A 13,878-nucleotide genomic window follows, 5' to 3' on the forward strand; every position below is an offset into this window, starting at 1 on the left:
TTTCAAAGATAACACTATCCCAAATATGTTATAGTTCCACTTATTTCGAAGATAACATTATCCCAAATATGTTATAGTTTCGCTTTTTCCATATATAACCCTACCCCAGATATGTTATAGTTCACTTATCCAAAGATAACACTATCCCAAATATGTTATAGTTCCTTCATTCCAAAAGACATTACATCCAAAAAATTTTATAGTTCAATTATTAAAAGAAAAAACATCCCAAATATGTTATAATTCAAAATCTGAAAAAAGATAACATATTTGGGATGTTTTTTAGTAGTAATTTTTAAGAGTGTATTAAATATATTTTTTAATAAAAAATATATGCATATCATTATGATTTTAAAGATCCTCTGGACTCGAGTAATTTAAGAAATGCAATTTATAAAAGATGTCTTTAAATTATCAACTAAATGTAACGTGCTTAAATATCATTTTTTTCATTTGATCCCAAAATTGTTATACTTTATCCCAAAAACGTTATTTTTTATCCCAAATATGATATATTTACTATCATTAAACACAGATATATCAAGGGTTCATCAGATACCTAAAATATTAAAACTATAAAACTAAGGTAACTACATATCCTAAAAATGTTATATTTTATCCCAAAAATGTTACATTTTCACCCTATATTTGCTATATTTCGTCCCAAAATTGCTATATTTCATCCTAAAAATGTTATATTTTATCCCAATTTTGTTATAATTGTCTACTATTAACCTATTAGTACCAAGGGTTTAAAGGTACGATAAAATATTAAAACATCTAAAACTATTAAAAATAAGTTAAAATATTAAAACTAGAAAGCTAGATAATTTATATATAATAAAGAGTATAGATAAATTATATTATCCATACCCTTTATTTAGTACTAATATTGTTTAATATAAATTATTTTAAAAGACACCTCTTTTAATTTAGCAATAATACTATCAATTTTATTTTTTGTATTCTCAAAATCCCTAGTAGGGTATTCTTTAAAAAAACCATGAGCCATTACCCATACCTTGTTTTCATAACCATAAATGTCAACTTTATTAGTCCAACCATCATTATTTTCAATATCTTCTAATTCTACATGTTTTAAAAACATCTTATTTCCTCCAATATAGATTTAGTGTCAAGTATGTGTTCTAGATACTCTCTAACTTACAAAATAGCTGTTATTTGCGCTTCTGTTATAAGAGAAAGGTTTCTTATCTAAAATGTATAATAATTGTTCTAAAAGGATTTTCTCCCCTCTAATACAATCCTGCTAGTTTACCAGTTTATAATATCAATTATGATTTTTTTTATGCCTTCTGTGTCCACTTTAGAACATATAATTTCTTGATTCTCTAAAATAAATCTAATGTTTCCTTTTTTTTCGATTATATAATCCCATCCAAGTTTATTAAGTATGTCAATTAAATCTTCAATTCTATTCATAAAACTTTTCCCCGTTTTTCTTTTCAATATTAAAAAGAGCAGTATTAAATATTTTCATTAAGAAACCACTACTAGTGATATAATAGTAATAGTGGTTTCTCCCTTTTCCTTATTGGATATTATTGAATAACCTAACAATGTTCACATTCTTAACATTTATATTTAAAATATGAAACATACTATAGTTTACCTTGATAATTCTCTTTGCATGGTCCTCGTTAGCAGCCAAAATATCTGTAGTTATATATCTTTCTTGCTCATTAAATTTAAGTAGAACCGACACGAGAAAATGTTTCTTAATTGTTTTTTGGCCATGATAAATTTCTGATGAATTATCAACGAATAATACATCTTCTGTTTTTATTATTTTTGGTATATTGCCTTTTTGAGATATTTTAATAAAAGCGGGTTCATCTTTTATAAGATGATATACAGAAATATTGCCCTTTTCTTCTATTTTTCCGTCAATCAATAATATATTTTCACGAATTTGATAGAAATGTTTACTAGTATAAAAATCAACCATTATGCTAATTCCTCCTCAAATGAAAAAAGATCGTAAGTGGTTGGAATAATATATTCAACCAATTCTTCGATCCTTTTTAACCCGCTTATTAATTTTAAGCTTGTATTCTTTTTACTTCTCAATTGGAACACTACAGTATTATTAGTAACAATTATATTTATACTGTTTTTTTGATAGAAACCCCTTGTGTCAATAGTAATTATAGATGGATTATTATCTAAAAGTGATAGCCAATCATTAGAGTTTTTCCCTTCCTCACTTAACATATACTCAATACAGGTAATTGTAGTATTTAAAGTTCCTAATGAAAGGTCAAACATATAAGCAAAGCTCATAGTATTATTACCATTAAAATACACTCTATATCCCTTTTCTCTTTGATTAGAATGTCCTTTAAATGGTTCAATACGAAAAACTATATCTTCAAAATACCATTCCAATCCATCTTTTTTACTTGAAAATCCTATACCCTTTAATAAGCTTTCTAACTTTGTAGGTTCTAGAGGACAAAAGCATGTGATTTTATACATATGTAATCCTCCTACAGACATTAGAATCAAATAATTTAGTCGTCGTCAAAACCTTTCCCTCCTAGTGAGTATTTTGTTTCATTTCTATTAATTTTCTTTTTTGTCGTTTACTTTTTTCATAAAAAAAAGCCTTCAGGACAGTTAATAGCACAGCTGCTATTAAAACTGAACCCAAAGGCTCTACATTTACTAAGTAAAAGAAAAATCCAAAATAGAAAAATAATCTGATTTAATTTTAACTTTTTATCCTATTATTTTCAATAGTTTCAGAAGATATCGTCAGTTATTCGAGCAGGACAGTCTGTTTACAAACAAAAAAGTGAAATATACTTTTATACTTGAAGATACATCACAGTCATAGATTTCTATAATTTCCAGATACATAATTCATAACTAATGTTCCAGCAGCATCTATTTTAAAATTCGACTCTAGAATCGTTATATTCGAATAGATCTAAACTTGAACACAAAGTCACTGTCGTCAATAAATGCTTTTAAACCACTATAAGTATTTGTTGTTTTCTAACAAATTTGCTGAATTAAGCTAGGTGAATTGTTTTTTGGAGAATTAACATCATTTGAAACTTCAAAAGCCTCCATTTGTTCAAAGTCAAAGGGAACAAGTAATTTACTTAACGAGTTAGTATCGGTATTTGTTGGATTTAGCCAGAATTGTTCATCTTCAGGTTTTAATATGACTGGCATTCTATCATGTATTTCAGTCATTAGCTTATTTGGTTGAGTGGTAATTACAGAACATGAGTATACCATTTCTCCTTCTGGGGATTTCCAAGATTCCCATAAGCCAGCCATACCAAATGGTTGATTATTTTTAAGTTTTATACGCATAGGAATTTTACGTTCATTTGTACGTTTCCATTCATAGAAAGAATCAGCAAGGATCAAACAGCGTTTCTTTTTATAGGCATTACGAAAACTTGGCTTTTCGGCAATTGTTTCTGAACGAGCGTTAATCATTTTATAACCGATTTTCATATCTTTAGACCAGGGAGGAATTAATCCCCAACGTAAATATCCAAGACGATTCTTTTCACCATCATTGATCACAGAAAGTACGGATTGAGAGGGAGCTACATTATAGTTTGGGTTATAATGGGATTCTTCAATTGCTGAGTCGATATTAAAGCGGTCAATAATTGTTCCAAAGTCGGTAAATAAAGTAAAGCGACCACACATGCTATCACCTGCTTTTTAGGTTAAGTGTAGCAAAGTAGAATACGGAAAACAAACGAGTAGTAACTTATCGTCAAGTACGATAACTACTACTTATTATTATATTATTAATAATACGAAATCAGCCTTTAAAAAAATAACGCGCTACCTTCAGGCTGCGCGTTTATAAATATAACTACTATCCCTACTATTTTTCTCTTTATATTTTTTTCTTGTTCCCTTTTAATAACTAAACGCAATTAAAAATTTCTACCCGACTTTTTTGAAATAACTTTAAATTTTTCTTTCAGTCTTCTATTTGATAACCTATGAGATATTTTTTGATAACGGCAGTTCTTTTATATTTGACCATAAAACTTCAATTGTTTTTTTTCCATTAGCAGCATTAAAGGTGATTTTATTTATATAAGTGAGTTTAACTAGATGCTTCTCAGTATAAAAGGTAGATGTTTTGTAAACAAGAGAGTGTTTATTATTTTTAGATTTTTTTATTAGCAAAATTATCATCCTTTATTTTTTTCTTAATTTTATTAAGAAAAGTGAGGTTGAAATGATAATTTTGACAATGAATTTTTCATTTACTTTTTCTCCAATTGTATAGAGATAATAAATACGTTTTTTTTTTACATAAAAAACAAGAACCATCCTACGATATATTGTAGGATGGATTATTTAAAGTGGTTAATTTTGTATCACTATAATTATTCTTATCTTCGAATTTGATAATAAAGTTGTTTGATTATTAATAAACTAACGCACCCATTAGTTTAAGTGCATTTGTTCACAAACTTCTTTCAGGAATGTTGCACGTATCTCCAATAAGGGGTAGTGTCAGGAAAATGCGGATATACAACGCTAAGAAAATTCTAAATTAAAAAGCCCAACTTCTCTGCAAAACAAAATAGAGAAAGTGAGCTTTTCAGTTACTTCATTATTTTTATTTGAACTAATATAAATCTGCTAAGTTGATTTTTTAGCTCAGCTATTTATTGAATTCATTAACTGGAAGTAGTATTCAGGTTTATGAGTCTTATTTAGATTATACCAGGAATGTAACGTATCTGATGCAAATACATCTAATTTTTTCAGAACTTCCATCGCAAATTCCAGAGGAGCTATTCCTGATGCAGTAATTAAATTCGCATCAGATACCACAGCTCCAACCTCATAGAACTTTTCTCCTTTATAGTTAGGACATATCATTTTAGTGTATTCTAAATTATTACTTGTATGCTTTCTAGTATCTAAGTATCCCATATTCGCAAGGGCCTCAGTTGCACCACAAATTGCAGCAACAATAGTGCCAAGCTTTAAAGCTTGGCCAATTCTTTCCAAGATAGGTTGATGAATTTCTTCACTCCAAGTAGTCCCTCCTGGTAAAATTAAAAGATCTTTACTCTCAAGAGTACATTCATCAAGGGAAATATCTGGTTTTATGCTCAGTCCTCCCATAGTAGTAATCATTTCTTTATTAGCTCCTACTGTAACTACTTTTAAAGGTGCTAAATCCTTTTTGAAATATCTTCCTGAGTTTAGTTCAGCAGTTAAATATCCATATTCCCAGTCCGACATTGTATTAAATACATATAGAAAAACTTTTTTTGTTTGCATCCAATAACACTCCAATCACAATTGATATAGCAATTATAATAAAACTTCCCTGACAGTTAACGTCAGGGAAGTTATCATACTTGATGAAATTTTATTAATTCCGACAGAACTTCAATAAGTCTTTTCTTAAGACTTATTGGCTCAATAACTTTAATAGATTTATTGTACGGTAAAAGTAAATAAGGTACATATGTATGTATCATATCTTTTTCAAGAAGAAAAACTGCTTGATTTGAAGTCCGTTCCTGTAAATAATGTCCTAAAAACCAATGTTGGCAAATATCAGTCAATACACTTTTATCCCCACTAATAACCAAAGAAATAATCCCTTCCTTATCTTCTATAGTTGGAAGAAGACTTTTTATAAAAAAGTCACGTGCTGAAAAATTTTCTGGCCTGTTAAACTTATTCTCGGTTAGCATTAGACTTTCAATTCGATCTACTCTAAAACTACGGATATCATTCCTAAGATGACAAAATCCAATCACATACCACTTATTATTCCAATAGATAATTCTGTACGGATCGACCAATCTATAATTTAATTGCTTTTCACCACTTTTATGGTAAAGAATTTTTACTGAGTACCCGTCAGCCACGGCCTGCTCCAACTCCTTCAAAAAGGGTTCCATAGAGAGTGAACTTAATCGACTTATTACTTCAAGACTAGTAAAATGTTGGTTTATCTTTGTTTCCTGCTCTTGATTTGAGTATTTACTTAGTTTTGAAATGGCCCTATTTAGTGCTTCACCTCCATAATATCCGGCTTCTTCTGCAAAAACAGCAGCGTGAAATAGTGAAGTTTGCTCCTCAAAATCAAAAAAAAGAGGAGCCTCTATAAAATTGTTCAATAAAGTGTATCCACCGTTATGTCCTGGCTCTGAAATTATAGGTACGCCACTTGTTGAAATTGTATCAATATAACGATACACAGTCCTTATATTCATCTCTAACTTTTCTGAAATTTGTTTTGCTGTAATTTTTTCACCAGAACGCAGCATCCATAGAATTGCTAACATATTGTCAATTTTAGGCATATAATTCCACCTCTATATGCAATTTATTTTCTATTATATATTTCCGATTTTTGGTATAACTCAACAACTGTTCTTTTCCGATAGCTTTCTATAAAAATAGGATCTCCAACTATATCAGCTTGCCCGATAACTAACCAAGTTTCCTTCCAATCTCCATTATTAGAGCCAACTAGTGATCGCTCTTCTGTAACCTGATTGTTCATTCTCTAGTTGTGAATTGCAAAGATGGTAAAACCATTGTATCAAATGAATATCTCTCTTTTTATTAATAAGTCTAACAACTTATACAATTCATTCATAAGGTCCTCTTACACAGTTTGCACCTATCCAGAAAAGAAAAACTTCTTTAACTATTCCTGCTTCTTTTCTACAATAAAGGCATTAATTCTCTAACCGAATCAATGCCAGTAGTTTTTCCCTACACAATGAATTTAGTAAACCAAGCAATATATTCTGCTCCTGGTATAAAGAACAATTGAGCTAGTAATGTACCTAAAAGGCGAGAAGTAATCATCATAAGCGACACAGCCTTAAGATTGGTATAATTCCCCCTCTGATTAATCACATCATCTGCAAGTATAGAAATTTTCGGATCAATAAATATTGTGAGTAAAATCGTTGCGACTCCATTAATAAGCCCCGATGCCATTATAGAAGTTGATGCTCTTTCTGGAGCTATTAATGATGCATACAAGGCTGAGAGTACACCAATAGTATAAATAGCCGTTATAACCATATTAATGATGAACAATCTAATCGGAATATCCTTCAACTTAATGCCCACTAGATAAGAGGGCATTGGTAAATGAATGTGTTTAAAGCCTCGCTTCAAATATTCAAAAGTTAAACCCTTCTTTATCAATGAAGGTATTGATCCTCGTTCCTCAGACAAGTGTATAATCGCTCTAGAAAATATCGCAATAAACGTAGGGAGCAATAGGATTCCTATAATCGTTCCGAATGTTGAAGCCCCTATAATTACTCTATACTGAGATTCTACAAATTCTAGGGTATCTACTTTGGGAGCATTATCTATTAAGCTTCCTGTGAAGGGTTGTTGCATCATATTGGCCATTCTAGAGACAATGACCATTAAGTTAAATAAGGATAGAGCTGAAGCTAATAACCTTACCCTTGCACCAGATAGCCTAACGGCATAAGCAAGTGTTTCAATTGAATGAATAATGAATATGAAGAGAGATATTAAGATTAATTTCTCTGTGAAGATTTCCAAAATAGTTAACCCACTTTAATTGTTTTTCTTAATTCTACCATAATTATCCTATTATAGCTTATTGAATAAAACTGTCTCTTTAGTCGAATAAATAAAGCTCCTGCTTAGGAGCTGGGTCTATATAGGAACAATTATTCTAGGATTAGTAAGAGACTTCAGAATTTACCTTATATTTGATGAAGAATAAAACCCAATATACAAATAGGTATAGAAAACCAATAACTGCGTAAATAGACCAGATTGAACCCTGTTGTAGCTGAGCAGCTAAGTGTTCAAGTTCATTGATACCTTTCGCTCTTCCTATACTATTTAACATACTAATAATTGGAACGGTAATCGTTGTGACAATTGCAATAATCGACAAACCTAACATTCTTTTTTGAAAAACATTCAAAATTCCAGATCCTAATGTTAGAAATAGAAATAGATAGTAAATTAACCATACCCAACTAGGAAGTGTCTCCCAATACATATTTATCACCTCTATTTGATATGTAATTATTAATTTATTTTACCATTAAATTCCTTATATTAGGTTAGTTTTCTCTTTTTCTTATTCCATAAAACTCCCTCAATAAACAAAGTGAAAACTCGCGTTTTCTCCAGTATTCTCAGTATTTTATAGAATGTTATTTTAGAGGTTAATGCTCGCTACTATGGTTGGATTTATCTCGTAAGGATAAATTTGGACTTTGAAACAAAAAAGACTGATAACTCATTAGCCACACACTTACAAAAAATGGTGGATGAGTTAAAATATGATCGCACTGGTGGATGTCCACATTTCTCATGGAGGTCAACCCTCCCATGCCTCACAGAGTCTTCGCTCTCAAATTCCTTCGTCCAACCTTTCCATGAGGTGGATGTCAGTCATGCTGCTTCACAGGGTCCTTGCCCGAAGTTTTGTTGCTTTGCTGACTAATCCGTGCTTCAAATATACGACACTTATAACACCTAAAACTCTTTTCTACTCTACTGTTCCTACTGAACTAAGCGGCTTTTTCAACTTCTATGTTTGCTCTCATATGAGGGATATCCTGTAACATTCGCTCTTCACTAAACTCAAATTGTTTCTTACCAATGGCAAAGAAAATACGAATTAACTTATTGCACAGGGCTATCAGAGACTGCATTTTCTTTAGTGGATTATCCGGACGCTGCGTGTAATAGGCATGCAGCGTTTTAAAGGCCGAATTCTTCGCAACCATAATCATACAAACCCTGAAGAGGAGAGCCCTCAGCTTCTTCCTTCCTCGTTTTGTAATTTTTGTTTGCCCTTTATGCTTGCCAGATGTGTTCTCCTTCAAGCTCAATCCAGCTAGCTTAATGATTTGTCTAGGGTGAGAATAGTCTTGAAGATTTCCAACTTCCGCAAAGAAGCCGGCAACCGTATCTCTCCCTACTCCCTTAATAGCTAACATTTGTTGAACACCAGGGATATGTTCAATTAGGTTATCTATTTTATCATCTAGTTCTACGAACTTCTCTTGTATCAAATCATACTTATCTAGCAGCGTTGCTAGTTCTAATTTAAGCCATATTAGCACCTTGGCGAAGTCCGATGGACTCTTTTGCTGCTTGTTTTAACTCTATTATTTTGTTTAGTCCTACACTCCGACTAACTGCTTTACGTAAATGATCCAATAAGTTCTGATCCGTGAAAAGAATCAGTTCATGTGGTAAGGCTCCTAGCCTTAAAAATTGCAAGGCTGCTTTCCCTTCCCAACTCTTAAAGACGGTTAAAAACTCAGGAAAATACCGATCTAGCCAGTTGTGAATCTGCCCTTGCACCGTTTGAAGGTCCTCAGTTAGGAGATCGCGTATTTTTTTCGCCACACGGAGTTCTGCATAAACACCTTGTGGAATCGTTGGTTCAGCATATCTCCCATCCTTGACCAGCTGCGCAATGACTTTAGCGTCTTTCACATCGTTCTTTGTCGGTGAGTTGTCGTCAAGTTCCTTACTTTTCTTCACATGTAAAGGGTTCACTGCGACAAATTTTATATTATTTTCTTTCAGTATATGAGCTAGATTTAACCAATAATGTCCGGTAGGTTCCATACCTACTATCACTTTTTCCATGTGTTGTTCTAGCTTTAATTGGTTGATCCAATCAAGAAATAGGTGAAATCCTTGCTTGGTATTATCAAAATAACAAGGGGAACCGAACTCCATTCCTCTATAATCCTGTGCACGTGCGACATGCTTGAATTTCGCAATATCTACACCTATAATAAGAGTCTGAAAAGTGATTTGAGCAATCTTTTCATTTTGGTTGTAATTCATTTCAAGACCTCCTGGTTAATTGAGTACGTCCTTTTCGCTAGCCGGCTTTAGGACTCTCTCATTCTACCAAGAGGTTCTTTTTTTGTTCAAACCTCATTTTCTTTCATTACAGGAATGCTGCTTCGTTTGTTAAATAACTATAGAAATGATTTAACCTGTTCAAGAAAATGCTCAGGTTCTTCCATATAAGGAAAATGAGCACTTTTGTTAAAAAGTATCAAGTTACTATTATCCAGTTGTCTATGTATAAGGTTGGAAATCGGTACCCCAGAATTTCTATCGTGAACGCCTGTGATTATTAGAATATCATGCGTTACATCTTTTAACCTACCAATTAATGGAATAACAGGTGGGTTGTTCTGTATTGCCTTTAACATTGTTCCAGTATTTTTCATTTTACTTTCTTGAGTTAAACGTCTGTATTCTTTGGCAAAATCCTGGTTCTCAAAAAATAAGCGATCTACAGTTGATATATCCGCGACTTTCCATATACTTAAATACTTTTCTTCAATCGTCCCTTGCTCTCCAAGTATGCGTTCAATTTCTAAAATAAATGTAGGGTTCGCAATAGACATAAAACCTGCAATTTGAATGAGATATTGAGTTTTTAAACCTATTAAGCTTGGACTTGAGAGGAGAACCTTATTTATTTTATTAGGTAATGAATGAGTAATTTCTAGAGCTAACTCCCCACCAAAAGAGAAACCAAACAAGTCAACCTTTTCATAGCCTATCCATTTATGAATTCCATTAAAGTCAGTTATTAACTCCTTAAAAGTAAAGGCATCTTTAGAGTCAGGACTTCCACTTCTTCCACAACCACGTTGTTCATAATATATAATCGTCCTACTTTTTGATAGTAGAGGACCTGTTGTACGTTCAAAGGAATATAAATTCCCTCCAGGACCTCCATGAATGATTACCAAAGGAGTAGTACAATTCTCTGCACCCTCAATTTTTATCCAGTGTTCAATATCATTTATGTATTGTTTATATTCGCCATTTACAAGTCCCATAGCTTCTCCTTAATATTAGAAAATATGAAATAATTGTAAACTATTTCATATTCCTATTCCATAAACCTCCTCCATTTCTACAAGAAAAGGATACCTTTGTTTAGGAAGCCCTCATAGTATTGAAATTCTAATAATCATTGTTATTCCACTCGTCAAATATCATTCCATAAACAACATGATCAACATAATGATCGTAAAGCCATTCTGCTTGCCGTATGCATCCTTCGTTTATAAAACCTAAATTCTCTGGAATACTTCTACTTTTTTTATTTTCAATAGCAGCTCTAATCTCAACCTTATTTACATTCAAGTAACTAAAAGCATAATCAGTTAGTGATTTAGCAACCCTTACCATTATCCCATTGCCTTGATATTCTTCACCAAGCCAATAACCTATCTGTGCAGTTCTGTTTGACCAATTTAAACTGTTAAATCCTGCAACACCAACGATAGAACCTTTATATATAATTACCGTGGATAAACTTTTATTCTCAGAAAAACCTTTTAAGCTTAATTTTACAAATTCTACTGTATCTTCAAGCTTTGTAGTTATGTCTAACCAAGGAAGCCATTCTCTTAAATAACTTCTTGATTTGTTTGTTAAATCAAATATACTTTCACTATCCCTTAATTCTATTAACTTTAAAGACACTTCCTCGTCAATTTTATGTATAAACACAAATAATCCCCCAAATTGTTTTTACATATTTTAACACAAAATATCTAATCCTTCTTAAATAAAACTGCTCCTATTGTTCTACAAGTAACTAAAGAAAAAAGGCATTAATACTCCTAGGATTAATGCCTACAAAACTAAAGTTTGAACTAAATAAATCACTCTTTGAAAACTACTTCCTGCCTTTTTAATCCCATCTCCTCCAGACAACGGTAAAGAATATCTTTTTGTATTCCATTTACTAAGTAATATTTCTCCTTGAAAATAACTCTAATTACTTCAACAATTTCTGCTTCAGTGATCTCACTTGTTTGTATAGATTTAATGTAAAGATTTAATGGAACATTATTTTCACCTAAATGTAATGGTGGTTGTAAATAATCGATCTTTTGGAATCGCTTAAAATCATTCATTGAAAAAAACCTATCTCTTTTAATACAATTTTCTTTTTCTTCCTCTGTATGTACCATATCTTTTGTTTCTGTTTCTAAAAAGAGTGCTTTAAGTGAAGGATTACCTGCTAAAAGTGCATCTTCGTTTAATAACTCTTCTAATTTTAAAAGAGTTTGAGTTCCGACCCCTTTACTCCTTAGCATAGGGTTTGTAACTATATAAACTATAAAACCCGAATTTACGTCTGCAAAATAATGTCCTGTAGCAAAAGAAACAAGTTTCTCCCCTTCAAATCCAACTAAAAATCGGTAATTGTTAAACCTTTCATTTTTAGCGTACTGTAAACTTTTTTCAAATATATTATGTGATTCACAGACTTCAATTGGAAAAGTGCGATCATATATTTCAAATACTTTTTCCAAAGCACTTAAATTATCTAAGGTAATTTCATCCCATCTGATTGTCATAACACTGCCACCTTTTCTAGCTGTATTAAGCAATTGTATCATAATGGCTTTCTATTCTTATTCAACAAAACTGCTGCTATTGTTAAATAAGCAAAAGCATCCCTTATTTTGAACTGCCCCCGTTTGTTTAAGTGCATTGCTTTACAAACTAAAGTAAAGTGTTGCTGAAAAGCAACGCTTACTTTAGTTATTTGAATGTATTGTACGCTCCTTTAAAAACTCATTTCTTATTAATAAAAAGGATTTATAACCATATATGAAACCTAAAGTGTTTAAAAGTAAATCATCTACATCAAAACTACGATATGAAAAACCAATAGATAAGGATATTGTTAACTGAAGAATTTCTATAAAAATTGAAACTAAAAACCCTATGAACATAATGTTACTAAAACTTAATTTTCTCTTTATAAAATGGATATATAATCCTAATGGAGTCAATAGAATTAGATTTCCTCCTATATTTTTGAGTTCGAGTAAATATGTGTTATAAGTTATCGCATTATGAAGTGAATTCCATATGGTCGCAAAAGGAATCAAATTATATGTAAAATGGGCATTGGAACCGAGAGTACCTAAATAGTCATTAATAAATGACTTTTGAAATGGAATCGGAAAAATAGTGACGTTTAAGAGACATAACAAATAAATTACTAAAACTGCGTCAATTGTTGTACGACCCAGTGTTACACTATTATTTTTCCATTTGACGAAGTAAATAAGAACAAAAATAATACTGCTTAACAATACAACTGATTCAACACCAAACAAGAACAATACCTCCTAAAAGTGATACCATAATTTTACTTTAACTGGATGAATGTGTCGATAAAGATCTTCAATAATACTGCACCGTTAGTTCAAAAACACTCCCCTTATATGTAAAGTGGTGTAATATTTTGTAATTTATAAGGAACCCTAAAAGAAAACAAAGTAAAGGAGAATTTTAATGAGGAAAATCTCTTTGTTCATTACAATTACATTGTTATCTTTTTCTCTCTTATCAACAAACGTTCTAGCTAAGTTATCTACCGAGGAAGAAGCATTCATTAATAAGATTACAAACGACTTCGTAAAAACCCATAGCCTAAACCTTAATGAATACAGTCTATTTGATATTAGGGAGCTTAATAATGAAAGTTTACAGGCTAAAGAGCAATCATTATTAAACATCTCACTAGAAATAACAAAAAATCAAAGTTTTATCGACTGTAGCCCTATCTATTATTTAAATAAACTAAAGAGTAAGGGGTATGTTTTAGAGAAGAAGCTAAATGGAATGAACAACTTATATACCTTAACTTATGATGAAACAAATAAGAATTGGTTAGTAACTAAGAAAACTAATATAATGGGAACCGATTTAGTTGACTTAGGTTTACTGAAGGGAAGCAAATAAAGGAAAGAGGAAGCTCTATTTACTAGGAGTAATATGGTACCTGTAGTTAGGACACTTGAAAAAGAG

Annotated in this window: 15 protein-coding genes and 1 pseudogene; 1 reads left to right on the plus strand and 15 read right to left on the minus strand. The window is 31.4% G+C overall.

What is annotated here, in order from left to right; genetic code table 11:
- Positions 1-886: 886 nt before the first annotated feature.
- From ACTNDN_RS06565 to ACTNDN_RS06635, 15 genes and pseudogenes are all read right to left on the minus strand, one after another.
- A complete protein-coding gene (locus tag ACTNDN_RS06565) occupies positions 887-1,108 on the minus strand; it encodes a hypothetical protein (RefSeq protein ID WP_441130923.1) in 222 nt (73 codons plus the stop codon).
- A gap of 167 nt (positions 1,109-1,275) precedes the next feature.
- On the minus strand, positions 1,276-1,443 hold the full coding sequence (locus ACTNDN_RS06570; RefSeq protein ID WP_441130924.1) for a hypothetical protein: 168 nt from the start codon (positions 1,441-1,443) through the stop codon (positions 1,276-1,278).
- A gap of 109 nt (positions 1,444-1,552) precedes the next feature.
- Positions 1,553-1,969: a hypothetical protein gene (locus ACTNDN_RS06575; RefSeq protein WP_341100952.1), complete on the minus strand. Its 417-nt coding sequence runs from the start codon at positions 1,967-1,969 to the stop codon at positions 1,553-1,555.
- Positions 1,969-2,499: a hypothetical protein gene (locus ACTNDN_RS06580; RefSeq protein ID WP_144545589.1), complete on the minus strand. Its 531-nt coding sequence runs from the start codon at positions 2,497-2,499 to the stop codon at positions 1,969-1,971. Before ACTNDN_RS06580 ends, ACTNDN_RS06575 begins: the two co-directional genes overlap by 1 nt.
- Positions 2,500-3,021: 522 nt before the next feature.
- On the minus strand, positions 3,022-3,696 hold the full coding sequence (locus tag ACTNDN_RS06585; protein ID WP_144545587.1) for an SOS response-associated peptidase: 675 nt from the start codon (positions 3,694-3,696) through the stop codon (positions 3,022-3,024).
- A gap of 975 nt (positions 3,697-4,671) precedes the next feature.
- Positions 4,672-5,304 carry a type 1 glutamine amidotransferase family protein gene (locus tag ACTNDN_RS06590; RefSeq protein WP_441130925.1) on the minus strand — a complete coding sequence of 211 codons (633 nt, stop codon included), beginning with the start codon at positions 5,302-5,304 and terminating at the stop codon, positions 4,672-4,674.
- Positions 5,305-5,378: 74 nt separating this feature from the next.
- The gene (locus tag ACTNDN_RS06595) at positions 5,379-6,341 is read right to left on the minus strand and encodes a helix-turn-helix transcriptional regulator (protein ID WP_441130926.1); all 963 of its coding nucleotides are present in this window, start codon (positions 6,339-6,341) and stop codon (positions 5,379-5,381) included.
- Positions 6,342-6,364: 23 nt separating this feature from the next.
- Complete coding sequence (locus ACTNDN_RS06600; RefSeq protein WP_441130927.1) at positions 6,365-6,544, minus strand: hypothetical protein; 180 nt, start codon at positions 6,542-6,544, stop codon at positions 6,365-6,367.
- A 215-nt stretch (positions 6,545-6,759) separates the two neighbouring features.
- Positions 6,760-7,575, minus strand: a complete 816-nt coding sequence (locus ACTNDN_RS06605; protein ID WP_441130928.1) for a lipid II flippase Amj family protein — start codon at positions 7,573-7,575, stop codon at positions 6,760-6,762.
- A 142-nt stretch (positions 7,576-7,717) separates the two neighbouring features.
- Entirely contained in the window at positions 7,718-8,047 is a 330-nt protein-coding gene (locus ACTNDN_RS06610; RefSeq protein ID WP_441130929.1) for a hypothetical protein, read from the minus strand.
- Positions 8,048-8,564: 517 nt separating this feature from the next.
- Positions 8,565-9,861 (minus strand): annotated as a pseudogene (locus ACTNDN_RS06615) (IS110 family transposase).
- A gap of 137 nt (positions 9,862-9,998) precedes the next feature.
- On the minus strand, positions 9,999-10,877 hold the full coding sequence (locus ACTNDN_RS06620; RefSeq protein ID WP_441130930.1) for an alpha/beta fold hydrolase: 879 nt from the start codon (positions 10,875-10,877) through the stop codon (positions 9,999-10,001).
- Between the two features lie 127 nt (positions 10,878-11,004).
- The gene (locus ACTNDN_RS06625; protein WP_441130931.1) at positions 11,005-11,556 is read right to left on the minus strand and encodes a GNAT family N-acetyltransferase; all 552 of its coding nucleotides are present in this window, start codon (positions 11,554-11,556) and stop codon (positions 11,005-11,007) included.
- Between the two features lie 155 nt (positions 11,557-11,711).
- Positions 11,712-12,413: a GNAT family N-acetyltransferase gene (locus tag ACTNDN_RS06630; protein ID WP_441130932.1), complete on the minus strand. Its 702-nt coding sequence runs from the start codon at positions 12,411-12,413 to the stop codon at positions 11,712-11,714.
- A 183-nt stretch (positions 12,414-12,596) separates the two neighbouring features.
- Positions 12,597-13,184: a VanZ family protein gene (locus ACTNDN_RS06635; RefSeq protein ID WP_441130933.1), complete on the minus strand. Its 588-nt coding sequence runs from the start codon at positions 13,182-13,184 to the stop codon at positions 12,597-12,599.
- Positions 13,185-13,362: 178 nt separating this feature from the next.
- Between ACTNDN_RS06635 and ACTNDN_RS06640 the strand changes: the two genes are divergently transcribed.
- Positions 13,363-13,812: a hypothetical protein gene (locus tag ACTNDN_RS06640; RefSeq protein WP_441130934.1), complete on the plus strand. Its 450-nt coding sequence runs from the start codon at positions 13,363-13,365 to the stop codon at positions 13,810-13,812.
- Positions 13,813-13,878: the final 66 nt, after the last annotated feature.

The organism is Niallia sp. HCP3S3_B10, assembly GCF_052064465.1.
In the GTDB taxonomy this organism is placed as follows: domain Bacteria; phylum Bacillota; class Bacilli; order Bacillales; family Cytobacillaceae; genus Niallia; species Niallia hominis.

Bases quoted from the DNA above. Each gene is read 5' to 3' on its own strand.
- ACTNDN_RS06565 (WP_441130923.1), bottom strand. From the start codon at position 1,108: ATGTTTTTAAAACATGTAGAATTAGAAGATATTGAAAATAATGATGGT.
- ACTNDN_RS06570 (WP_441130924.1), bottom strand. From the start codon at position 1,443: ATGAATAGAATTGAAGATTTAATTGACATACTTAATAAACTTGGATGG.
- ACTNDN_RS06575 (WP_341100952.1), bottom strand. From the start codon at position 1,969: ATGGTTGATTTTTATACTAGTAAACATTTCTATCAAATTCGTGAAAAT.
- ACTNDN_RS06580 (WP_144545589.1), bottom strand. From the start codon at position 2,499: ATGTATAAAATCACATGCTTTTGTCCTCTAGAACCTACAAAGTTAGAA.
- ACTNDN_RS06585 (WP_144545587.1), bottom strand. From the start codon at position 3,696: ATGTGTGGTCGCTTTACTTTATTTACCGACTTTGGAACAATTATTGAC.
- ACTNDN_RS06590 (WP_441130925.1), bottom strand. From the start codon at position 5,304: ATGCAAACAAAAAAAGTTTTTCTATATGTATTTAATACAATGTCGGAC.
- ACTNDN_RS06595 (WP_441130926.1), bottom strand. From the start codon at position 6,341: ATGCCTAAAATTGACAATATGTTAGCAATTCTATGGATGCTGCGTTCT.
- ACTNDN_RS06600 (WP_441130927.1), bottom strand. From the start codon at position 6,544: ATGAACAATCAGGTTACAGAAGAGCGATCACTAGTTGGCTCTAATAAT.
- ACTNDN_RS06610 (WP_441130929.1), bottom strand. From the start codon at position 8,047: ATGTATTGGGAGACACTTCCTAGTTGGGTATGGTTAATTTACTATCTA.
- ACTNDN_RS06620 (WP_441130930.1), bottom strand. From the start codon at position 10,877: ATGGGACTTGTAAATGGCGAATATAAACAATACATAAATGATATTGAA.
- ACTNDN_RS06630 (WP_441130932.1), bottom strand. From the start codon at position 12,413: ATGACAATCAGATGGGATGAAATTACCTTAGATAATTTAAGTGCTTTG.
- ACTNDN_RS06640 (WP_441130934.1), top strand. From the start codon at position 13,363: ATGAGGAAAATCTCTTTGTTCATTACAATTACATTGTTATCTTTTTCT.